Raw genomic sequence first — 21,618 nt, forward strand, 5'->3', positions numbered from 1 at the left:
ACCAACCTACTTCAATACGCTAGCTGGAGGTTAAGCCCATCAGCGCACGCCCAGACGTGTACAATGGAGGGCTTTTCCTAGTTGTGCGTTTATTGAGAGGTACTATTTGTGAGCAGTGCTAAGCGTCCTGATGTTGTGCGCCCCAGCGGTCGCGAAGCCGACCAGCTCCGTGACATTCGCCTGACCCGCGATTACACCCGTCATGCGGAAGGCTCTGTGCTGGTGGAGTTTGGCGATACCAAAGTGCTGTGTAATGCTAGCGTAGAAGCCGGTGTACCGCGCTGGCTGCGCGGCAAGAACCAGGGCTGGGTCACCGCTGAGTACGGCATGCTGCCCCGCGCGACCCACACCCGTAGTGGCCGTGAAGCGACCCGCGGCAAGCAAGGTGGCCGCACGCTGGAAATTCAGCGCTTGATTGGCCGCAGCCTTCGCGCCGCAGTGAATTTAAAGAAGTTGGGTGAATTCACCATTACCGTGGATTGCGATGTGATCCAGGCCGATGGCGGTACCCGCACCGCGGCGATTACCGGTGGCTGCGTGGCGCTGATGGATGCGATCCGTTATCTGCAGCGCGAGAAAAAGATCAAAGCCGACCCTTTCAAGCAGTTGGTAAGCGCTATTTCCGTGGGCATTTATAAAGGTGTACCGGTGCTGGATCTGGATTATCCGGAAGACAGCAAAGCCGATACCGACTTAAATGTGGTGATGACCGAAAGCGGCGAGCTGATCGAAGTGCAGGGCACCGCCGAAGCAGGTGCGTTCACTCGCGCCGAGCTAAACGGCATGCTCGATTTGGCAGAGCAGGCGGGTGATACACTTCGCGACCATCAGCGCGAGGCACTGGGTATTCGTGGTTAAACGTTGACGCCCGCCACAACGCAACAAGCCGACCCAAGGGTCGGCTTGTTGCTTACTGCGACGCGGGAAAAGTTCGTTGCCTAGCGCTTAGAGCGCCAGGTCGTACTCAATGATCAACGGGGCGAACTCGGAGAAGGTCGCATCGTAATCAATCCACGCGTCGACCACGTGGCGACGGAAGTTGGGGCCGACTAACTGGTAGTCGATCCGCCAGCCTTCCTGGCGCTCACGGGGTACGTCTTGGTCAAGCTTCGGCCACCAAGTGTACTCACCTGCATCGCGGTTAATCTCGCGGAAGGTGTCGATAAACCCGGTGGGGCCAAGCACCTGATCCATCCAGGCGCGCTCTTCCGGGCGGAAGCCTGAGGTCAGTTGATTATCCGACCAGTTAGCCAAATCGACGGTTTTATGGGCAATATGCCAGGTACCGCAGAGGATGTATTCGCGGCGTTTGCGCGACATCTTCGTTAAGTACTCCTGATACTGCTCCATAAACGCCTGTTTGGCTTTTTGGTCACTTCCGTCAGGCATCAGGAAAGAGACGATACTGAAGCGTTCATAATCCGCCTGCAGAAAACGTCCTTCATGATCACACTGAGGAAACCCAAGGCCATACATAATCGCCTTGGGGATTTTGCGGCAATAGAGTGCCACACCGGAGAAACCATCTTCTTCGGCATCCAGGAAGTAGCCTTCATAGCCTTCCGGATACAGAATGTGGTCACCCAGTTCAAAACTTTTTGCCTTAATGTTCTGCACGCAGACCACGTCGACATCCTGCTGAGCCAGCCAGTCCAGGAAGCCACGATCGACGGCATCACGAATACCATTGACATTGATGCTGGCAATTTTCATAAATCGTCCCTTTTGCGTCGCTGCTGTATGATACCCGACGTTTAGACGTTTGGGTAAAGGCAGCTAGTAAAACTTGCCATTTACCCCACTTTTATTGTTGCTTTCGTACTGATTTAAACCTACCGCCTAGTGAGGAATGCCGTGGCCACCACTCTACAACCCTACCAGCGCGATTTCATTGCCTTTGCCATTGAGCAAGGCGTGCTTAAGTTTGGCGAGTTTACGCTTAAATCTGGCCGCGTTAGCCCCTATTTTTTCAACGCCGGGCTGTTTCAAACCGGGCGCGCGCTGGCCAAACTCGGGCGCTTTTACGCTCAGGCGATTGTCGATAGCGACTTAAACGCCGATGTACTGTTTGGCCCGGCGTACAAAGGCATCCCACTGGCGGCAGTGACGGCAGCAGCCCTGGCAGACCATCACGACCTGGATATGCCCTATGCCTTCAACCGCAAAGAGGCCAAAACCCACGGTGAAGGCGGCAACATCGTGGGCGCACCGCTTGCCGGCGATATTTTGATCATTGATGATGTGATTACTGCGGGCACCGCAATTCGCGAAGTAATGACATTGATTGAGCAGAGCGGTGCCCGCGCCGCCGGGGTGATCATTGCCCTTGATCGGCAGGAGCGCGGCCAAGGCGAGCAGAGCGCTATTCAAGAAGTGCAGGCTCAATACGGTATGCAGGTGGTCAGTATCGTCACCCTTGAGCAAGTGCTCACTTACCTGGAAGAGCATGCTGGTGGGGAAAGGCTCGCCTACGCCGAAGCAATCAGGGCCTATCGTGACCGCTATGGGATTACGCGCTGATTAAACCGGTAGCGCGCCAGCGAAACCTTGCTGGCGCCACGCCTCGTAGCTCACAATAGCCACGGCGTTGGAAAGGTTCAGGCTACGGTTATTGGGCTGCATGGGCAGGCGCAGTTTATGCTCCGCGGTTAGCGCTTCATGTACCTGGGGTGAAAGCCCCGCAGTTTCAGAGCCAAACAGCAGTACATCGCCTGGGGCAAAGTCGGCATCGCTGTAGGTGCGCGTGCCTTTGGTGGTGATCGCCCAGATGCGCCGCCCCTGCATGGCCTGCTGAAAGGCGTTAAAATTCGCATGGCGAGTGACGTTGTCGAGATCACGGTAATCCAGCCCGGCGCGACGCAGCTTTTTCTCTTCCAGGTCGAAGCCAAGCGGCTCAATCAGGTGTAACCGGCAGCCATTATTGGCCACCAAGCGCATGATATTGCCCGTATTGGGTGCCATACGCGGTTCAAAAAGCGCTACTTCAAACATCTCCACCTGCCTGTTTATTATGCCTTCGCCAAGCGGCTGATTGTACTTGAAACAGTACTTGAAACCGACTAGCAACTCTCGTAGAGGATGACCGACGCCATGACGCCTGCCACGCCCAAGAGCATTCTAAGTCGCATTAAAGGGCTAAATCCGCGCCAGCAGGAAGCCGTGCGCTATATCGATGGCCCTTGTCTGGTGTTGGCGGGTGCAGGGTCGGGTAAAACCAGCGTAATCACCACCAAAATTGCCTATTTGGTGCAAGAGTGCGGGATGAGTGCGCGCAAAATCGCTGCGGTGACCTTTACCAATAAAGCCGCCCGGGAGATGAAAGAGCGCGTCGGCCAGATGCTCCATGGCAAAGAGGGTCACGGGTTAACGGTCTCCACCTTCCACACCCTGGGGCTGAATATTATCCGCGGCGAGCTTAAAACTCTGGGCTACAAGCCGGGTTTTTCGCTGTTTGACCCGGAAGATGCCAAGGCGCTGCTGCGCGATTTAATGAACAAAGACGCTCAGGTGGACGCCGAGCAGATCAACGCCGTGCAGAGCAAAATTTCCACCTGGAAGAACGACTTGGTGCTGCCCAGCGACGCGCTCTCGTTTGCTGCGGATGACGATGACCACTTTGCCGCCCGGGTGTACGAAGCCTACGTACGTCACCTAAAAGCCTACAACGCAGTGGATTTTGATGACCTGATTCTGCTGCCGGTGGTACTGCTGCAACGTGACCCTGAAGCGCTGGAGCGCTGGCGGCGCAAAATCCACTACATGCTGGTGGATGAGTACCAGGACACTAACGTCTCCCAGTACCTGTTGGTGAAACTGCTCATGGCCGAGCGCTCCACCTTTACCGTGGTAGGCGACGATGACCAGTCGATTTACGCCTGGCGCGGCGCCCGGCCTGAAAACCTGATTACCCTGGGTGAAGATTTCCCGCGCCTAAAAGTCATCAAGCTGGAGCAGAACTACCGCTCTACCGCCACGATACTGCGCGCCGCCAATACGCTGATCGCCAATAACCCCCACGTTTACGAGAAGACGCTGTGGTCTGATATGGGCGACGGCGCGCCGATTCGGGTCATTGTGAATCGTCATGAGGAGGCGGAGTCTGAGCGGGTCGCCAGCGAAATGCTCACCCGGCGCATTAAAGAAAAGGCCGAATGGCGGGACTTTGCGGTGCTTTATCGCGGCAACTTTCAGGCCCGGCTATTGGAACTCAAGCTCCAACACTACCAAATCCCTTACAAGCTCTCCGGTGGTACGTCGTTTTTCTCGCGTAATGAGATCAAAGACACCATGGCTTACCTGCGCCTGCTGATTAACCCCGCAGACGACAACGCCTTTTTGCGCATTGTGAACGTACCTCGCCGTGAAGTGGGCCCTGGTACGGTAGAGAAACTCGCCAACTACGCCACTGAGCGCTCAATTTCGCTGTTTGCCGCCTGCCACGAGCTTGGGTTGGAACAAGTACTGCCAACCCGAGCGACGGAACGCTTGAGCCGCTTTACCCACTTTATTGATGGCGTGCGTAAGCGCATGGATCAAGGCGACGCCATTGCCGCCATTCGCGACATGCTGCGGGATATGGATTACGAGGCGTGGCTATACCAAAACGCCAGCGCACCCACCGTCGCCGAACGCCGCATGGCCAATGTATGGATTCTGATCGACCAGCTAGAGAAGTCGCTTAACCGGGACCCGGAAGAGAATACCGATTCCACCGATACCGAAACAGACAGCGTTCAAGCGGCTATTTCACGCTTGGTACTGCGGGATATTCTGGAGCAGCAGGCAGAAGAGGATGACTCGGATAGAGTGCAGCTTCTTACCATGCACGCCTCCAAAGGGCTGGAGTTTCCGCATGTTTATTTGATGGGATTAGAGGAAGACCTGCTACCCCACCGCAACGCCATTGAAGTAGGCACCGTGGAGGAAGAGCGGCGCTTGGCCTATGTGGGTATTACCCGTGCGCGGCGCACGCTGACCTTGACGCTTGCCCGCCAGCGTAAAGCCTACGGTGAGCTGATGGACTGCCAGCCGAGCCGCTTTTTAGAAGAGCTGCCCGCCGAGGATCTGGAGTGGGAAGGCCGTGCGGATAAAGAAGATCCGGATAAAAAGCAGGCTCGAGGCAAAGATGCCATTGCTGGGCTGCGCTCGCTGCTGGGGTGAAGAATCGATAAATTAATGGTTGGATAAAAATAATCCACAGGGTGGTCGCGAAAACACCCTGTGGATAAGTGATTTAACCGTTCACTGCTGACTGACGCTTACTCAGCTTGAGCCATTAAATAATCAACAACGGCCATCACTTCTTCGTCAGACAGGTTGGGGTTGCCGCCCTTGGCAGGCATAGCGCCCTTACCGTTAATCGCGCTGGCGTAAAGTTCATCAGCCCCTTTCTCTAAACGTGCCGCCCAGGCTTCGGAGTCGCCTTTGGTGGGTGCGCCGGCAACGCCATTATCGTGACATGCCACACAGCCAGAGCTTGCGTAGAGGGCTTCACCGTCTAAGCCGCTACCGCCACCCGCTTCTTCAGAGGTGGCCACGGCTTCTTCACTCTCAGCGCCGTCATTAGCAGCCATATTTTCTTCAGTTGCAGCGGCTTCACCTTCAGTAGCAGCGGCCTCTTCAGTAGCCTCTTCCGCCGGTGCTGACTCTTCAGAAGCAGCATCGTCACCACCGCCTAATTCAGGCACTTCCATAACCGGCTCAACCATATAGGCAACCGCTGCTTCCATTTCCTCGTCGGAAAGGTTGGGGTTACCGCCTTTCGCTGGCATGGCGCCAATACCGTTTATAGCGTGGTCTAACAGCGTGGCGAAACCTTGCTCAGTACGTGCAGACCAAGCAGCTTCATCACCACGAATAGGCGCGCCTGCAGCACCCGTTTCATGGCATGCCATACAGATATTGTTGTAGATACCCGCACCATCTATCCCACCACCACTACTGGCAGATGCCGCTGGTGCCGCCGCGGTGCCACAGTCTTGGCCTTGTAGACAGAGTTGACCCACCGGCGCTAGACGCTCGGCAATCGCATCACGTGCGGCGTCTTGAGCGTAAGCACCAGATGTGCCCGCCATGACGCCGAGGGCCGCCAGCCCGCTCATGATCAGCTTAGCTTTCACTCTCACCACCTCTTGAGTATTGTCATCAACCGTTTGTTCTTAACTTCTGCCTTAACCCCTGCGCGCGGCAGCGCCAATCCTGAAAAGCACCGCTGAGACGCCAAGACGCGTGTATAGAGCTAGTATAACGGCAACGCAAAGCGCAAGAAAATGCTACTAAGCGCGCCTATGCCTCTAACGGCGGCTATTTAAACCTTATTTTGCTGCTTAGCTGCGCTCACTACCACCTTTCCAGGCGAATAAACGCTGCTGCGCATAGCGTGTAAAACCCGCCTGTTGGTAAAGCCGTTTAGCCGGTAAGTTAACGTCATCGACCACCAGCATCACCTCCGGCACACCCGCCTGCAGGGCAAGTTCGAGGGCTTTATTCAACAGTGCGCGGCCTAACCCTTTGCCTCGCCACTCGGGCGTTAGCCCCATTAACATTAGCTCCCAGCGGCCTAATGCCGGGCGCGCTGCAAGCAGCAACACACCCACCACGGTCGCCTGATAAACCACGGCGTACCAGTGCTGCGGTGCCTGCGTATCCTGTTGGTAAAATCCCGCTAACAACTCTTTCACCGAGAGTACCTCGCGTAGCGCACGGCTATCCAGCGAATCGCGTCCCACGGCGGCCAATAAGGCTAACTGTTCCGGTTGTGAAAACTCGTCTAGGGGCTGCAGAGTTAACGGTCTCGCTTCATTCATCGCTAAACGGCGGTGACTGCTGCCAGTGAGATGTTCCAGGCAAGCCAAACGCTGCATGCCGAGCTCTAGTAGCAACGCTTCCGGCACAGCCGCCTGTGGCGAAAGCTCCAGGTGACAAAGGCGAATCGGTTGGTGGGTAACCCACGCATAGGCTGCATGTAGCAGCGCACGGGCATGCGCTCCGCTGACCTTGGGTAACCACAGCTGAGCCATGTCCATGGGCAGGGGTTGCACCCAAATGGCGCCTGTCACCCGTTCAGCTTCAAGACTAATCCATAGTCCTTCCCACTGGGTATCCGGCTGATTGTACATTGCCTTTACCGCACCGCTCAGAGCTGCTTGCTGCTCAGGGTCATGAGCCGCCGCCAAGTGCAGCAGTGCCTCGCGACGCCGGAAGGGTGGACACTGAACGGTTTGAAGGGGCGTTACCTGCGCGAAGGTCATTGGTGCGTTGTCTCTCCATTACTCAATCAAATCAGGCATAAATATTTACCCAGCTTAAGGCTTCGTTAAGTTATCGCGCCCAGAGTGTTGAAAAACACGATGGAGATCACCCGATGGCTCGTCTACGTTTACCTGCTACTGAGCTGATATCTCTGGATTGGCACGAAGCCCTCAATTGGCAGGAAAAGGGGGCGCTTCAGCAACTGATCCAGCAACGTTTTGCTCAACAGCATAACGCCTATATCCAGCATTTTTTGCCCCGTTTGTTTGGGTTGTGGCAAGCCGATCAACCGCTGGCAGCGGTGGGTTTGCGACTTGCTAGCAGCGGGCCGCTCTTTTTAGAGCGCTACTTGGATGGCCAAGCCGAAGACGTTCTCATACAGCGATTTCAGCAGTCACTTGCCCGTCAGGACATTGCTGAAATTGGTAACTTAGCCAGCCTTCGCCCCGGCTTACAGCGGCAGCTGTTCATTTATTTAGCCCACCAATTGGCGGCAGAGGGCATCGCTTGGCTGCTGTTTACAGCCACACCGGAGGTCGCTAACGGCCTGCGTCGTCTAGGCTTTGAGCCTCAGCCTATCACGCCTGCCGATGCTTCCCGCCTAGGGGAAGCGTCTCACCTCTGGGGGCGCTATTACCAGCATCGCCCGTGGGTGATGGCCGGTGATCTCCGCAGCGCCATGCACACGCTTCAGGCTCACTCAGCCTTCACCGAAACCGCCAGGGAAGAGGTGTTGCATGCACGCCTTGCCTAATGCGCTGATGGTGCGACTTGCTCATCATGCCCAACATAACCCCCAGCGTATCGCACTTACCGATGGCAAGCAGAGTTTGTCGTATGCGGATGTCATTCACTACGTCGCCCAGCGACGCCAGCGCTTACGCGATGTTAAAGCCCGGCGCGTCGCACTAGCATTGGATAACGGGCTTGAGTGGGCACTATGGGATTTAGCCCTGATGGCCGAAGCGTGTGTGGCGGTGCCTATGCCTGACTTTTTCAGTGAACAGCAGCGCCGCCACGTGGTTCAGCAAGCGGGCCTGGATAGCTGGATTGGGCATGGCGGGGAGCCCTACGGTTTTCAAGCCACCCACGACTTAACCATTGCCCAGCGCCGGGTGGATCACCCCCCTGCGTTACACGCAGGCACCACACGCATCACCTTTACCTCGGGCACCAGCGGCACCCCCAAGGGAGTGTGCCTGGATAATACGGCGCTGGTAACCGTTACCGAAAGCCTGGCTGAGGTAGTCGCACCGCTTGATATACGCCGACACTTAGCCATGTTGCCCCTCTCAACCCTGCTCGAAAATATCGGAGGGCTTTATCTACCGCTATGGCTGGGTGCCTGCAGCATTTTACCGGATATGGCCACCTTAGGCTGGCAGGGGGCTAGCGGTTTTAACGCTCAGCTCGCCCTCGACGCCATTGAGCGCTACCAACCCTACAGCATGATTTTGGTACCTCAACTGCTTCAAACACTGGTCAGCCAGTCCACAACGGCGCCCGAGAGCCTGCGCTTTGTGGCCGTGGGCGGCGCGCATGTGGCCCACACTTTGCTCACTCACGCCCAGCATGGTGGATGGCCTGTCTATGAAGGGTATGGCTTATCTGAAGCCACCTCGGTGGTCTGTCTGAATCGCCCAGGCGAACCAAGCTGCGGCGTTGGCCGCCCACTGCGCCACGCCCAGATCCGCATTGATCGCGAAGGCCAACTGCATATTCGCGGCGCCTTAATGCTGGGTTATGTCGGTGAAGCGCCTTGCGACGACTGGTATGCCACGGGGGATACCGGTCGGTGGCAAGACGGCACCATCGCGCTCAATGGCCGCCAGCGGGAAGTCTTTATTACCGCCTATGGCCGTAACGTCAACCCGCAATGGGTAGAGGGCGAGCTCTGCACGCAGCCTGCCATTGCCCAAGCCATGGTGTATGGCGAGGCATTGCCCGCTAACCGCGCGCTGATCGTGCCCGCGACGCCCCATATTACCAGTGCCCAGATAGACGCCGCCCTCAACGCAGTGAATCGCACGCTACCTGATTACGCCCAAGTGCATGAGTGGCGGCTCGCCGCCCCCTTTACGCCCCACAACCAACAACTCACGGCCAACGGCCGCCTACGCCGCGACACCTTGCTAGCCACCTATGGCCACTGGCTAAGGGCCGTCGTGACCGATACACCCAAAGGAGTAACACCATGACCGCTTACCAACAGCTGCAAGACGCTACCCAAGACGCACGACACTGGCTGCTGACCACCCCCATCGTGACCCGTGCCCTGTCGGGCAATGTCACCCTAGAGGAGTATCTCGCCTTTTTAGGTCAGGCGTATCATCACGTCCGCTTCACTGTGCCGCTAATGATGGCCTGCGGCGCACGGCTGCCTGACCGGCTCGACTGGTTACGCACGGCGCTGGTGGAGTATATCGAAGAGGAGCACGGCCATGAAAAATGGATCCTGGACGATATCCGCGCCGCGGGCGGGGATGCAGATGCCGCCGCTTCCGCCCTGCCAGACCCCGCCACCCGGCTAATGGTGGCCTGGATTCGTGATGCGGTAGAGCACGGTAACCCGGTAGCGTTCTTTGGCATGGTGCAGGTGCTGGAAGGCACCAGTACCGCACTTGCCACCCAGGCCGCCGAACGCCTACAGGCTAGCCTTTCGCTGCCCAACAATGCAGTGCGCTACCTCACCTCCCACGGCAGCCTGGACATTGGTCATTTGGCCTTTTTTGAAGAGCAGATCAATCAGCTAGGTGCCGACGACTTGGCCGTGGTGATTGATAGCGCCAATATGTTCTACCGCCTGTATGGGGCGATGTTTAGAGGCATCGAAGCCCGCTGTCAGGGCGGTAGTGCGGTGGAGGAACTTAGTCATGCGCTTGCCTAGCCTGCGTTGGCCAAGAAAAAACAAGCTGCCCGGCGGATGGCCGGGCCAGCGGATTTTAATCACGGGCGCCAGCGGCGGTATTGGTATGGCCCTGGCCGAAGCGCTGGCGCAGCGAGGGGCGCACCTACTGATAAGTGGTCGCCAACAAGACGCGCTGGCTTCGTTAGTCGACCGTTTTCCCAATCACATCACCGCGATTAGCGCTGATTTAACCAACGCCAGTGATCGCAGCCGCTTAGTCAGCGCTGCACATGGAGCAGCCTGCAATATGTTGATTAATGCCGCTGGCAGCAATCAGCAGGGATTTTTTGATACCGCCAGCGACAGTGATATCGAACAGCTGGTGGCGATTAACCTGACGGCCACCTTGCAACTGACTCGCGCGCTGCTTCCCCAGCTAATGGCTTGCCCCCAGGCGACGATTATCACCATTGGTTCGACGCTCGGGCGGCTGGGATACCCAGGTCAGGTCGCCTATTGCGCAACCAAGTTCGCCCTGCGCGGTTTTAGCCAAGCACTGCGCCGGGAGCTGGCCGATACCCATGTGCGGGTGGTGTATATCGCCCCTCGTGCCACCCGCACGGCCATGAACTCGCCACAAACCGAGGCGCTCAATGCGGCCCTGGGCAATACCGTCGACTCTCCTGACGTCGTCGCCCTAGCCATTATCAACGCCGTGGAACAGCAGCGTGAGGAGCTACAAATAGGCCTGCCAGAACGCTTTTTTACCCGCCTCAATACGCTATGGCCAAGCGCTGTTGACCATGCCCTGCTACGCCAACTGCCCGTCATTCGCCGGTTCGTTGCCACCAAGGAGTCTTCCTTATGATCATGTTAGCTTTTAAAGCGCTGCGTACCACGCTATTGGCTAGCGCCATTGGCTTGGCAAGCCTTCAGGGGTTCGCTAGCGAGGGCGATAGCGCGGCTGTCGCCACATCGCTTGCCGAACTGCAGCAGCGTTGGGCGGAAATTAACTATACGCTACCGCCAGATGAACAGACGGCAGCTTTCAGCCGCTTAGGCGACCACGCCGAGCAGCTCGTCAAGCGCTACCCGGACGCCGCTGAACTGCATATTTGGACCGGCATTATTCGTTCTACTGAAGCAGGCGTTAGCGGCGGCTTAGGGGCGTTAGGTCTTGTTAAAGAGGCCAAAACAGAGTTAGAAACCGCCCTGGAATTAGACCCCCTGGCGCTGGATGGATCTGCTTATACCAGCTTAGGTGCACTCTATTATCAGGTGCCTGGCTGGCCGATCGGCTTTGGCGATGAAGAAAAAGCCGAATGGCATTTGCAGCGAGCCCTTGCGATTAACCCCGAAGGGATCGACAGTCTCTACTTCTGGGGCGACTATTTACATGAGCAGGGTCGTGATGCGGAAGCGCGTGAGGCATTAGAGAAAGCCCTAGTAGCACCACCCCGGGCGGGACGTGAATTGGCGGATAATGGCCGCCGTGACGACATTCGCCAGTTAATGTCAGAACTCGAATAATAAGGAGCCCTATGCGCATTTTGCTGGTAGAAGACGACCCAAGCTTGGCCTCGGGTATCCGCTTAGCGTTAAAACCCGAGCACTACACGGTGGATCACCTGAGCGACGGTACTACCGCGCTGAATGCGCTAACAGAGGGAGAACCCTTTGATGCGGTGATTCTCGATTTAGGGCTGCCGCGAATGGACGGTATGGGGGTGCTGAACGCGGTTCGTCGCCACGGTAGCCAAGTCCCTATTTTGGTTCTGACGGCCCGCGATGCGGTGGACGACCGTATCGCGGGGCTGGATGCCGGCGCCGATGACTACTTAACCAAACCCTTTGAAGTGGCTGAGCTAAAAGCGCGTTTACGCGCCTTGCTGCGGCGTAGCCAAGGCCAGGTCAGCAGCATATTGAGCTATCGTGGCATTCGCCTGGATCCCCATACGTTAACCGTCAGCTTTCAAGGGCAAGATGTAGGGTTATCACGACGTGAATTAACACTGCTACAGGAGTTTATGAGCCACCCAGGCCGAGTATTTACCCGCGATACCCTCACGCGCCTAGTCTATGGCTGGGACGAGGATGTTGAAAGCAACGCCATTGAGGTTCATATCCACCATTTACGACGCAAGCTGTTCACTGACGTTATTCGCACGGTACGCGGCATTGGCTACGTCATGGACAAGCCGCAAAAGGATGAATTATGACGTCGATTCGTCAGCGGACTCTGGGGCTATCACTGCTGGTATTTGGCCTTAGCATGCTCGTTATTGGCTTTATTAGTTACCGCTATGCTGCTCATGAAATAGAAGAGCTTTACGATGCCAGCCTGGCGCAAAATGCGCGTTTATTAGAAGGCTTATTACAAGCACCACTGCCCGACACTGACCGTAATGTTCTGCTAAACAGTCTGGAAAGCGCCTTGCAGCGCGCACGTGAGTCAGACAAACGCTTTGCGGGGCACCGTTACGAAAGCAAGCTCGCGTTTCAGCTTTGGGAAGACGACCAGCTATTGCTGCGCTCTGCCAGTGCACCCGAAACACCTCTTACCCAGCAGCCCGTCGGCTACTCGACGCTGACCGTGGGTGAACACAACTGGCGGGTGTATGTATTGGATGTACCAGATTCATCAAATCGCGTGGTTGTGAGTGAACGCGAAGACGTGCGTGGTGAACTGATCAGGGCAGTAGCGCTCCGCACGCTTCTGCCTGACTTGATTGGTCTACCACTTCTCACCGCGCTGCTATGGTGGTCGATTGGCTGGGGGCTGGCTCCGCTATCGCGTATGGCGGAGCAGATTCGCAGTCGTGATCCGCATAATTTGCAGCCATTAACGCTTAGCCCGCTGCCCCAAGAATTAGATACCATTGCCGGGGCGCTTAACCGCCTGTTAGAGCGTATCCGTATCATGCGCGTGCGCGAAAAGCGCTTTATTGCTGATGCTGCCCATGAACTACGCACCCCTTTAGCGGTGCTCGACCTACACGCCCAGAATGCCCTGACTGCCGATAACCTTGAAGATCGCCAGGAGGCACTCAATCATCTGCGCGATGGTGTTGCCCGGGCAACCCGGTTGGTTACTCAGCTATTAACGCTAGCGCGCCTAGAGCCTGAAGAAGAGTCGCTGCCAGAGTACCGCACCACTAATTTGCTAAGTGAAGTGCGTGAAACCCTGGCCAAGCTTTCACCTTTAGCCGCGGAACGCGAACAGCAGTTGCTGCTTAACGCTGATGAGCAGGCGGAGTGGTTAATCTTGGAGGAGCCAGGCGCGATTGAAACCCTGGTACAGAATCTGGTGGGTAATGCGATTCAGCATTCGCCTATTCAGAGTGCGATCAGCATCACGCTGGCGACAACACCACGAGGTTTTCAGTTAATGGTGGATGATGAAGGCCCCGGCATACCAATCAATGAACGTAAAAAAGTGGTGGAGCGTTTTCAGCGTGCAGGACCCAGCGCGGGTTCAGGGCTAGGCCTTTCCATCGTTGAGCGATTAGTTAAGCGACATGGCGGCACCCTTCAACTTGATGATGCACCCAGCGGCGGATTGCGGGTACATATTTATCTACAGCGCCCGCAAGCGGCGTAATATTTTCTTTGCTTCCTAAGGTGAGTTTTATGGATCTCTTAAGGTTCTGGTAAGAATTGAATGCAACTGTGGAGTCACACAGTGAACCAGATAGCCACGGTTCACCTTTTCTCCACAAGGAGGTACCCTGATGAACCAAGTAACTTTTTCACCTAAGCCATTAGTTCAGCTTAGCTCACCCCCTCTCTTGGCGATGCCTGCACAGCGGCGACTACTGCCCACCAGCCCTGCCATGACGGTGCTTACCGATTTTTCTCAGGTAGTGCCCCAATCGATCGAGGCTGATACGCCAATCGATGAAGCTCACCTCAAGATGCGGCACGGCGGTATACGATTGCTGTTCGTCATGGATAAAAAGGCGCACTGTATTGGCGTCATTACGTCAAAAGAAGTGATTGGTACCCGTCGTATTAATCTGGCCATGCAGCAGCGCAACCTTACCCGCTCAGAAGTCACCGCTGAAATGATTATGACGCCATGGCAAAAGCTGAGCGCCATGCCTGTCTCCCAACTGGCGTCGTTGACGATTGAAGACCTGGTGCTGTCGATGGAGGCCGTGACCGATCAGCATCTATTGATCACCGAGCAAAACGATCAACACGAACTTAGAATTCGCGGTCTTATCTCAGCAAGCGATATACACAGCGCGGTCGGCAAAGAGATTAACCCGGTACCGATGGCGAAAAGCTTTGCCGATATCTGCCAAGTCGTGACCGGACACGACCTGTAGCGTTTTAAAGTAGTTAGCCATTAACAAAACGCCCTTCACCGATTCCTCGGTGAAGGGCGTTCGCATTTGGGGCCCGGCCCCAGCCTAGAACATGGAAGCGTTAACCCACAGGTGTGCAACGATACTGCCGACGTAGCCTAATAAAATAGCCGGCATCCAGCGAAGGTGAACGGCAAAGGTATAGATTCCCCGTGCCTGACCCATCAGAGCAACACCCGCAGCGGAGCCCATTGAGAGCAAGCTGCCCCCCACGCCTGCGGTTAGCGTAATCAACAGCCAGTTACCTTCTGTCATATCCGGGGCCATGGAGAGAACCGCAAACATGACCGGAATGTTATCCACAACCGCCGAGATAAGCCCCAGTACCACGTTAGCCCACACCGGGTTCCAGCTACCGTAAAGTGTCTCGGAAAGCAGGCTGAGGTAGCCCATAAAGCCTAGGCCGCCAACACACATCACTACCCCGTAGAAGAACAGCAGCGTGTCCCACTCCGAGCGTGCAATACGGCTGAAAATATCAAAGGGCACCACGCTACCCAGTTGTTCGAGTTTCTTCCAATCGCCCCGGCGAGAGTAGCGCTCGCGCTTGCGTTCAAGGGAGCGCGGCAGGCTGCGGCGCAGGTAGTAACCAAAAAACTGCAGCAGGCCTAAACCAAACATCATGCCCATGGCGGGCGGTAAGTAGAGGATCGAGTGACACAGCACTGAGATAGCTACAGTGATCAAAAACAGCACGATAATCCGCCGTGCACCGCGCTTGAGCCAGACATTCTCTTGTAATGCCGCAGGCTGACGATTCGCGATAAAGAAATTCATGATCACCGCAGGCACCATGAAATTGACCAGCGCAGGAATCAGCAGCGCGAAGAAGCCTTCAAACGGCACTTGCCCCGCCTGCCACACCATTAGGGTAGTGATATCGCCAAACGGGCTAAAGGCACCGCCTGCGTTAGACGCCACCACCACGTTAACGCAGCAAAGGCCAATAAATTTATTATCGCCTTCGGCCACTTTGAGTACCACGGCACACATCAGCATGGCGGTGGTCATGTTGTTCGCGATCGCCGAAATGCCAAACGCCATGACGCCGGTAATCCAGAACAGGCTACGATAACTAAAGCCTTTGCGGACTAGCCAAGAGCGCAGTGCATCAAATACCCGGCGCTCTTCCATAGCGTTGATATAGGTCATCGCGACCAGCAAAAATAGCAGCAGCTCAGCGTATTCAAGCAGCGTTTCACGGAAGGCGATTTCGGACTCTTCCGGCATGCCTGCCTGCACATAGACCCAAGCCACAAGCGCCCAGATAAGGCCTGCCGCGACCAATACAGGCTTAGACTTACGCATGTGCAGTAACTCTTCACTCATCACCAACGCATAGGCGAGCACGAAGATCACGACAGAAGAGATACCGGTTAGCGTGAGGGTAAGATCAAGTGGCCCGGCGGCGGCATAAGAGAGCGAAGGAAAGACAAAAAGCGTGCAGGCGAGCAACAGCCAAGCGACTCGGCTAGCGTAATGCCGAGTTGCGAGGACGTTTGGTGGTTTCATGGCGATATTATCCAATCAGGAGGGAGAAAGACCGCCACGATCATAAGCACCCTAAGAACATGCTGCAACGCAACGGTTGCTCATAAGATGCGGCGTATTGCCGCACCTTGTAAAGCGTTTTTATTAGCTTAATGCTAAATATTGTTTAGCGTATTAATTACTCTACCGTCACACTTTTAGCTAGGTTACGCGGCTGGTCAACGTCCGTGCCTTTAAGCACGGCTACGTGGTAACTGAGCAATTGTAGCGGCAAGGTGTAGAGGAGCGGCGCCAGCGCTTCATGCACGTGGGGAAGCGTTAGAACGCGAATATCTTCCTGAGTATCCATGCCCACGCTTTCGTCGGCAAACACAAACAGTTGGCCGCCGCGGGCGCGGACTTCCTGAAGGTTGGATTTTAGCTTTTCCAGCAGGTCATCGTTGGGGGCAACCGAGATCACCGGCATCTCGCTATCCACCAACGCCAGCGGGCCGTGCTTCAACTCCCCGGCGGGATAAGCTTCAGCATGGATATAGGAAATCTCCTTAAGCTTGAGCGCTCCTTCCAGGGCAATTGGGTAGTGGGCACCACGCCCTAAAAAGAGCGCATGATTTTTTTCAGCAAATGCCTGGGAAAGCGTTTCGATCTGGCTGTCCAACGCCAGCACCCGCTGACACACCTCGGGCAACGTGCGCAGCGCGGCGATGATATCGGGGTATTCAGCCTGTCCTTTTGCCTTACTAATGGAAAGCGTTAGCAGCATTAGCGCCACAAGCTGGGTAGTAAAGGCCTTGGTAGAAGCGACGCCTATTTCAGGGCCTGCACGGGTCATTAAGGTGATATCAGATTCACGTACCAGCGAACTACCGGGTACGTTACAAATCGCTAGTGTACCCACATAGTTGAGCGTTTTGGCAAAGCGCAGCGCGGCCAGCGTATCAGCCGTTTCGCCAGATTGGGAAAGCGTGACAAATAGTGTGCCTTCGGGCACGACGGGGTGACGGTAGCGGTACTCAGAGGCCACTTCTACTTGTACCGGTACGCCCGCATAGCGCTCCAGCCAGTATCGCGCCACTAGCCCCGCGTGGTAGCTAGTACCGCAGGCGATGATATGCACCTGACGGGTACGTTGGAAAAGCGCTTGGGCATCGGGGCCAAAGCTCTCCACCAGCACGCTTTTGGCGCTCAGCCGCCCTTCCAATGCAGCCTCGATCACCTTCGGCTGCTCAAAAATTTCCTTAAGCATAAAGTGGCGGTATTCGCCTTTACTGGCAGCGCCATCGCCATGTTCAAAAGTATGAATAGGACGCTCAACGTCGTAACCGTGACGATCCACAATACGAATGGCGCCCTGCTCACGCAGCTCAACCAGATCACCCTCTTCCAGATAAATAAAGCGATCCGTTACCGGCAGCAGCGCGAGCGGGTCAGAGGCTAAAAAGGCTTCATTAATGCCCACTCCGATCACCAATGGGCTACCTTGGCGGGCACCCACCACTACGCCCGGCTCTTTAACGCTCATTACTCCCAGCGCGTAGGCACCGCCAAGGCCATTCACGATCTGTTGAGTTGCCTCAAACAGAGTGAGGCCATCGGCTAGCTTTTCGGAAAGTAGATGAGCAATGACTTCGGTATCGGTCTCAGAGCTAAATTGATAGCCGGTGCGCTGAAGCTTTTCTTTTATGTACTCGTAATTCTCAATAATACCGTTGTGGACAACGGCAACCTGATCGCTACTGTGATGCGGATGGGCATTAGCTTCAGAGGGCTTGCCGTGAGTGGCCCAACGGGTATGCGCAATGCCTGAAAATCCAGACAGCGCAGCAGCTTCCAACTGCGCCGCGAGCGCCGCTACTTTACCGAGTGCTCGATGGCGGATTAATACACCATCATTAAACACTGTCATACCGGCCGAATCGTAGCCGCGATACTCCAGGCGTTTTAGTCCTTCCAGTAGAATTTCTTGGACGTTGCGCTGGGCAACGGCGGCCACGATGCCACACATAGTGTTTCTCCTAGGTTATTAACCAGAGCACTTTACAAAAGCGCCTCAACCAGTCCGCAGAACGTTAAATCGTCGCCATACGAATATGAATACGGCTTTTTAATGATTCTTAGCACTATTTTAAAAGCAGCCTGAAGAACCTTCGTTAAACATCTTCATTAAGAAACTTTTTTTAGAAACACATTTATAACAGCTATGGCTTGGTAATTTTGCTGGGCCGCAGCCACTCAATTTTTTCTAACTGACGACTACGGGTAACCGCCAGGGCGTAGTCGGTAACATCTTTAGCGATCGTTGAGCCGGCCCCTATCGTAGCACCTTTGCCTACGGTGACAGGCGCCACTAGCGCAGTGTTGGAGCCAATAAAGGCGTTATCGCCTATTTCAGTGTGGTGCTTATTAGCGCCGTCGTAGTTGCAGGTAATCGTACCCGCCCCAACATTCACATCACGGCCTAAGCGTGCGTCACCCACATAGCTTAAGTGGTTTATTTTACTGCCCTCACCCACATCAGCGTTTTTAGTTTCAACAAAATTACCCACCTTAGCTTTGACTGCTAACCGCGTGCCGGGGCGAAGCCGCGCAAAGGGGCCAACCTGGTTGAGGCCCGCCGCCACGGTGCCTTCTATTACACTATGGGTATCTATCACGCTTTCTGCGCCAATGGTGCTGTTTTTGATCACGCAGTACGGGCCAATCCGCACGCCTTCACCTAGTTCAACCTCGCCTTCAAACACACAGCCCACATCGATAAACACATCGTGGCCACAGGTTAAACGACCACGCACATCCAGGCGTGCGGGGTCAGCAAGGGCGACGCCCTGCTCCATCAGTTTAGTGGCAAGCTGCTGCTGATAGGCACGCTCTAAACGAGCCATTTGCGCACGGTTATTGACGCCTTCTACTTCTACCGCGGTGGTTGGCTGAGCGGTGCATACCTTGATGCCCTCATCTGCCGCCATGGCGATCACATCGGTGAGGTAATACTCACCCTGAGCATTTTCTGCGGAGAGCTGCGGTAACCAGCGTTTTAGCTGTGCGCTGGTCATGGCCATAATGCCAGTGTTGCATTCGGTGATTTCAAGCTGGGCGCTGTTGGCATCTTTTTGTTCAACGATTGCCACCGCGTCGCCTGCATCGTTGCGCTCTATACGTCCATAGCCGGTGGGGTCAGCTAGCGTCACCGTTAATAGCCCTATGTGCTGCTCGTCCACCGAGGCTAACAGCTTACTGAGGGATTCCCGCTGAAGCAGCGGTACATCGCCGTAAAGGATTAACACCTTGCCGCTACCCAACTGCTCAAGTGCTTGAGCAACAGCGTGCCCAGTGCCTCTCTGTTCGGCCTGAACGGCAAATTGCACAGCGCTTTCTGCCAACGCTTCACGTAACTGTTCAGCACCGTGACCAATGACGACATGGGTACGATCTGGCTGAAGCCCTGAGGCCGTATCCAGTACATGCTGCACCATGGGCTTACCCGCCAAGGTATGAAGCACCTTAGGGGTTTGAGAACGCATACGCGTGCCTTTACCTGCGGCGAGTATGACGATATCCAGTTCTTGCATATTATTCACCTGTTACCGGTTGGCCGGCAGACGCCGGGACTGGCAGTTGTTTAATACCCAACTCATTAACCAGCGTTTCACCAAAGTAATTTACAAATGCAGGCGTAGCGATGCTGCGCCACCGCTCTCCATCACGAACGAGCAAAAGTACTTTCAGATTATTCTCGATAGCCATTTGCATAGCAGCTTGTTCGCCAACCACCAGTAGTGCCGTCGCCCAGGCATCCGCCCAAGCGTTAGAAGGGTGGAAAACAGACACCGACGCAAGCTGGTGCGTCACTGGTCGACCCGTTCGCGGATCAATGGTGTGCGAGAAGCGTTGGCCATCTACTTCAAAATAGTTACGGTAATCACCGGAGGTAGCCACCGACATACTCTCTAGAGGAATGATATGTTGAGCACGCTGCTGGCCATCTTCGGGCACTTCAATGCCAATCTGCCAGGGTGTTTGCTCTTCTTCATCACGCAGGCCGCGGGCAATCAGCTCTCCGCCGATATTGACCAGGTAGTGCTCCAGGCCCTGCTGATCCAAGTAAGCGGCCACTCGATCGGTTCCATGCCCTTTGGCCACGCCAGAAAGGTCGACAAACACATCGCGGTTGCGCCTTGCCTGCATATTTTGACTATCGACTTCTACCGCATCGAAGCCAACCTGGGCGAGCTGCTCGGTCAGAGCATCATCTGAGGGCACTTGTTCAGGCCGCGCGCCAGGGCCGAAGCTCCATAAATTAACCAGGTCACCCACGGTAATATCAAAGGCCCCATGGCTGGCTTCGGCCACCGATTGGCTAATTGCCAATACCTCAATAAGCTCATTGGAGAGCGGTTGCCACTCCTCCAGCGGGGCCTCGTTAAAGGCGATCAGTTCAGAATCATCACGGTAGGTGGACATCGCCTGATCAACGCTCTCCAGCTCTGCTTTAAAGCCCTCTTCCAACTCAAGGGACTCGCCCTGAGTGAGCGGATCCATAATGGTTACCTGATAGAAGGTGCCAAAAATGTTCCCATCAAAGCGTACGGGTGGTTCCAGCGGGCGATCACTCTCTGAGCAGCCAGCCACAGCTATCAGTACGCCTAGCACTACCAATAAACTTCCCCACTTGCCGGTACTTGCTGCCGACTTCTTCTTATCTGACTTTTTCATAGCTGCCATGCCCTGGAAACGAAGCTCTTAAAATGAAGCGCTTAAAAATGAAAAAACCACAGCAGCCAAGCGCCAAACAGCACGCGATAAATAACAAAAGGCTGCATTCCCAATTTGTTAATGACGACCAAAAAGTAGTGAATGCACAAATAAGCGCTGATCCCCGAGAGTAACGTTCCCACGAGCATCGCAGCCCAATCGATCGACTGCGGCGCGTTAAATAGGCCTATGGCTTCCAAACCACCAGCCAACACAATCACCGGAATCGACAGCAAGAAAGAGAAGCGTGCAGCCCCTTCTCGGCTCATACCGACCATTAACGCCGCCGTAATAGTGATACCCGAGCGCGACGTGCCAGGAATCAGCGCCAGCGCCTGGGCGCCACCAATAATGAGTACGTCCTTTAACCGCAGTTGGTACTCACTCCGCGTTCCCTGCTTACGCCAATCCGCATACCCCAACAATAGACCGAAACCAATTAAACTGACGCCAATAATCAGCGTAGAGCGCATAAAGTGAGAAATAACATCGTGCAGCAGTAAGCCAATGATCCCTACAGGGATTGTCGCTAACGTTACCCAGAAAGCGAGTCGTGCATCTTCGTTCACCCCCTTACCGCCGACCGCCGCTACACTGCTGATCACCATCTGCCAAATTTCCTGCCGGAAATAGAGTATCACTGCGGAAAGACTGCCTAAATGCAGCGCCACATCAAAGGCTAAGCCTTGGTCTTGCCAGTCTGTCAGCACAGGCACCAAAATCAGGTGAGCAGAGCTTGAAACGGGTAAAAATTCAGAAATTCCCTGAACAACCGCTAACACCACTACCTGAAGCCAATCCATAAAAAATCCTGTGTATAGAAACAATTGATGGTTTGCAATGGCGTTTAAGGATACACATCCACTAATTCATTGTCCGCCATTGCCTTTACTGACCTTACCAACC

20 protein-coding genes are annotated in these 21,618 nt (G+C 55.3%); 11 read left to right on the plus strand and 9 right to left on the minus strand.

Annotation, left to right across the window (positions count from 1 at the left end; all coding sequences use genetic code 11):
• Positions 1-135: 135 nt before the first annotated feature.
• Positions 136-858 carry a ribonuclease PH gene (rph, locus tag AC5TBW_RS19385; protein WP_495511994.1) on the plus strand — a complete coding sequence of 241 codons (723 nt, stop codon included), beginning with the start codon at positions 136-138 and terminating at the stop codon, positions 856-858.
• Positions 859-945: 87 nt separating this feature from the next.
• Here rph and AC5TBW_RS19390 read toward each other — a convergent pair whose 3' ends face one another.
• The gene (locus AC5TBW_RS19390; RefSeq protein ID WP_007112246.1) at positions 946-1,713 is read right to left on the minus strand and encodes an exodeoxyribonuclease III; all 768 of its coding nucleotides are present in this window, start codon (positions 1,711-1,713) and stop codon (positions 946-948) included.
• Between the two features lie 141 nt (positions 1,714-1,854).
• On the opposite strand from AC5TBW_RS19390, the gene pyrE reads away from it, so the two are divergent.
• Complete coding sequence (pyrE, locus tag AC5TBW_RS19395) at positions 1,855-2,520, plus strand: orotate phosphoribosyltransferase (protein WP_495510115.1); 666 nt, start codon at positions 1,855-1,857, stop codon at positions 2,518-2,520.
• Here the strand turns inward: pyrE and AC5TBW_RS19400 are convergent, their stop codons facing one another.
• The gene (locus AC5TBW_RS19400; protein WP_495510116.1) at positions 2,521-2,991 is read right to left on the minus strand and encodes a tRNA (cytidine(34)-2'-O)-methyltransferase; all 471 of its coding nucleotides are present in this window, start codon (positions 2,989-2,991) and stop codon (positions 2,521-2,523) included.
• 99 nt (positions 2,992-3,090) lie between these two features.
• On the opposite strand from AC5TBW_RS19400, the gene rep reads away from it, so the two are divergent.
• On the plus strand, positions 3,091-5,160 hold the full coding sequence (gene rep, locus AC5TBW_RS19405; protein ID WP_495510117.1) for a DNA helicase Rep: 2,070 nt from the start codon (positions 3,091-3,093) through the stop codon (positions 5,158-5,160).
• A gap of 98 nt (positions 5,161-5,258) precedes the next feature.
• Here the strand turns inward: rep and AC5TBW_RS19410 are convergent, their stop codons facing one another.
• A complete protein-coding gene (locus tag AC5TBW_RS19410; protein WP_495510118.1) occupies positions 5,259-6,119 on the minus strand; it encodes a c-type cytochrome in 861 nt (286 codons plus the stop codon).
• Between the two features lie 207 nt (positions 6,120-6,326).
• The gene (locus AC5TBW_RS19415; RefSeq protein ID WP_495510119.1) at positions 6,327-7,250 is read right to left on the minus strand and encodes a GNAT family N-acetyltransferase; all 924 of its coding nucleotides are present in this window, start codon (positions 7,248-7,250) and stop codon (positions 6,327-6,329) included.
• 113 nt (positions 7,251-7,363) lie between these two features.
• On the opposite strand from AC5TBW_RS19415, the gene AC5TBW_RS19420 reads away from it, so the two are divergent.
• From AC5TBW_RS19420 to AC5TBW_RS19455, 8 genes are all read left to right on the plus strand, one after another.
• Positions 7,364-8,005, plus strand: a complete 642-nt coding sequence (locus tag AC5TBW_RS19420; protein WP_495510120.1) for a thermostable hemolysin — start codon at positions 7,364-7,366, stop codon at positions 8,003-8,005.
• Complete coding sequence (locus AC5TBW_RS19425) at positions 7,989-9,449, plus strand: AMP-binding protein (protein ID WP_495510121.1); 1,461 nt, start codon at positions 7,989-7,991, stop codon at positions 9,447-9,449. The genes AC5TBW_RS19420 and AC5TBW_RS19425 overlap by 17 nt, the downstream gene beginning before the upstream one ends.
• Positions 9,446-10,138 carry an iron-containing redox enzyme family protein gene (locus AC5TBW_RS19430; RefSeq protein WP_495510122.1) on the plus strand — a complete coding sequence of 231 codons (693 nt, stop codon included), beginning with the start codon at positions 9,446-9,448 and terminating at the stop codon, positions 10,136-10,138. Before AC5TBW_RS19425 ends, AC5TBW_RS19430 begins: the two co-directional genes overlap by 4 nt.
• Positions 10,125-10,967: an SDR family oxidoreductase gene (locus AC5TBW_RS19435; RefSeq protein WP_495510123.1), complete on the plus strand. Its 843-nt coding sequence runs from the start codon at positions 10,125-10,127 to the stop codon at positions 10,965-10,967. Before AC5TBW_RS19430 ends, AC5TBW_RS19435 begins: the two co-directional genes overlap by 14 nt.
• On the plus strand, positions 10,964-11,629 hold the full coding sequence (locus AC5TBW_RS19440; protein WP_495510124.1) for a hypothetical protein: 666 nt from the start codon (positions 10,964-10,966) through the stop codon (positions 11,627-11,629). The genes AC5TBW_RS19435 and AC5TBW_RS19440 overlap by 4 nt, the downstream gene beginning before the upstream one ends.
• Before the next feature lie 11 nt (positions 11,630-11,640).
• On the plus strand, positions 11,641-12,318 hold the full coding sequence (locus AC5TBW_RS19445) for a response regulator transcription factor (protein ID WP_495510125.1): 678 nt from the start codon (positions 11,641-11,643) through the stop codon (positions 12,316-12,318).
• Positions 12,315-13,700 carry an ATP-binding protein gene (locus AC5TBW_RS19450; RefSeq protein ID WP_495510126.1) on the plus strand — a complete coding sequence of 462 codons (1,386 nt, stop codon included), beginning with the start codon at positions 12,315-12,317 and terminating at the stop codon, positions 13,698-13,700. Before AC5TBW_RS19445 ends, AC5TBW_RS19450 begins: the two co-directional genes overlap by 4 nt.
• 130 nt (positions 13,701-13,830) lie before the next feature.
• Positions 13,831-14,430, plus strand: a complete 600-nt coding sequence (locus AC5TBW_RS19455; RefSeq protein ID WP_495510127.1) for a CBS domain-containing protein — start codon at positions 13,831-13,833, stop codon at positions 14,428-14,430.
• Positions 14,431-14,514: 84 nt separating this feature from the next.
• On the opposite strand, the gene nhaD is transcribed toward AC5TBW_RS19455, so the two are convergent.
• The 5 genes from nhaD to AC5TBW_RS19480 all read right to left on the minus strand — a co-directional run bounded on the left by nhaD (position 14,515) and on the right by AC5TBW_RS19480 (position 21,515).
• Complete coding sequence (nhaD, locus tag AC5TBW_RS19460) at positions 14,515-15,981, minus strand: sodium:proton antiporter NhaD (protein ID WP_495510128.1); 1,467 nt, start codon at positions 15,979-15,981, stop codon at positions 14,515-14,517.
• 157 nt (positions 15,982-16,138) lie between these two features.
• The gene (gene glmS, locus AC5TBW_RS19465; RefSeq protein ID WP_495510129.1) at positions 16,139-17,965 is read right to left on the minus strand and encodes a glutamine--fructose-6-phosphate transaminase (isomerizing); all 1,827 of its coding nucleotides are present in this window, start codon (positions 17,963-17,965) and stop codon (positions 16,139-16,141) included.
• Between the two features lie 193 nt (positions 17,966-18,158).
• Positions 18,159-19,529: a bifunctional UDP-N-acetylglucosamine diphosphorylase/glucosamine-1-phosphate N-acetyltransferase GlmU gene (gene glmU, locus AC5TBW_RS19470; RefSeq protein WP_495510130.1), complete on the minus strand. Its 1,371-nt coding sequence runs from the start codon at positions 19,527-19,529 to the stop codon at positions 18,159-18,161.
• A 1-nt stretch (position 19,530) separates the two neighbouring features.
• Positions 19,531-20,673, minus strand: a complete 1,143-nt coding sequence (locus AC5TBW_RS19475; protein ID WP_495510131.1) for an FAD:protein FMN transferase — start codon at positions 20,671-20,673, stop codon at positions 19,531-19,533.
• Between the two features lie 41 nt (positions 20,674-20,714).
• Entirely contained in the window at positions 20,715-21,515 is an 801-nt protein-coding gene (locus AC5TBW_RS19480) for an undecaprenyl-diphosphate phosphatase (protein ID WP_495510132.1), read from the minus strand.
• Positions 21,516-21,618 lie beyond the last annotated feature (103 nt).

Source organism: Vreelandella sp. ssv, from assembly GCF_059448525.1.

Coding starts and splice junctions, on each gene's coding strand:
- AC5TBW_RS19390 (WP_007112246.1), bottom strand. CDS start 1,713: ATGAAAATTGCCAGCATCAATGTCAATGGTATTCGTGATGCCGTCGAT.
- AC5TBW_RS19400 (WP_495510116.1), bottom strand. CDS start 2,991: ATGTTTGAAGTAGCGCTTTTTGAACCGCGTATGGCACCCAATACGGGC.
- rep (WP_495510117.1), top strand. CDS start 3,091: ATGACGCCTGCCACGCCCAAGAGCATTCTAAGTCGCATTAAAGGGCTA.
- AC5TBW_RS19415 (WP_495510119.1), bottom strand. CDS start 7,250: ATGACCTTCGCGCAGGTAACGCCCCTTCAAACCGTTCAGTGTCCACCC.
- AC5TBW_RS19420 (WP_495510120.1), top strand. CDS start 7,364: ATGGCTCGTCTACGTTTACCTGCTACTGAGCTGATATCTCTGGATTGG.
- AC5TBW_RS19425 (WP_495510121.1), top strand. CDS start 7,989: ATGCACGCCTTGCCTAATGCGCTGATGGTGCGACTTGCTCATCATGCC.
- AC5TBW_RS19430 (WP_495510122.1), top strand. CDS start 9,446: ATGACCGCTTACCAACAGCTGCAAGACGCTACCCAAGACGCACGACAC.
- AC5TBW_RS19435 (WP_495510123.1), top strand. CDS start 10,125: ATGCGCTTGCCTAGCCTGCGTTGGCCAAGAAAAAACAAGCTGCCCGGC.
- AC5TBW_RS19440 (WP_495510124.1), top strand. CDS start 10,964: ATGATCATGTTAGCTTTTAAAGCGCTGCGTACCACGCTATTGGCTAGC.
- AC5TBW_RS19445 (WP_495510125.1), top strand. CDS start 11,641: ATGCGCATTTTGCTGGTAGAAGACGACCCAAGCTTGGCCTCGGGTATC.
- AC5TBW_RS19450 (WP_495510126.1), top strand. CDS start 12,315: ATGACGTCGATTCGTCAGCGGACTCTGGGGCTATCACTGCTGGTATTT.
- AC5TBW_RS19455 (WP_495510127.1), top strand. CDS start 13,831: ATGAACCAAGTAACTTTTTCACCTAAGCCATTAGTTCAGCTTAGCTCA.
- nhaD (WP_495510128.1), bottom strand. CDS start 15,981: ATGAAACCACCAAACGTCCTCGCAACTCGGCATTACGCTAGCCGAGTC.
- glmS (WP_495510129.1), bottom strand. CDS start 17,965: ATGTGTGGCATCGTGGCCGCCGTTGCCCAGCGCAACGTCCAAGAAATT.
- glmU (WP_495510130.1), bottom strand. CDS start 19,529: ATGCAAGAACTGGATATCGTCATACTCGCCGCAGGTAAAGGCACGCGT.
- AC5TBW_RS19475 (WP_495510131.1), bottom strand. CDS start 20,673: ATGAAAAAGTCAGATAAGAAGAAGTCGGCAGCAAGTACCGGCAAGTGG.
- AC5TBW_RS19480 (WP_495510132.1), bottom strand. CDS start 21,515: ATGGATTGGCTTCAGGTAGTGGTGTTAGCGGTTGTTCAGGGAATTTCT.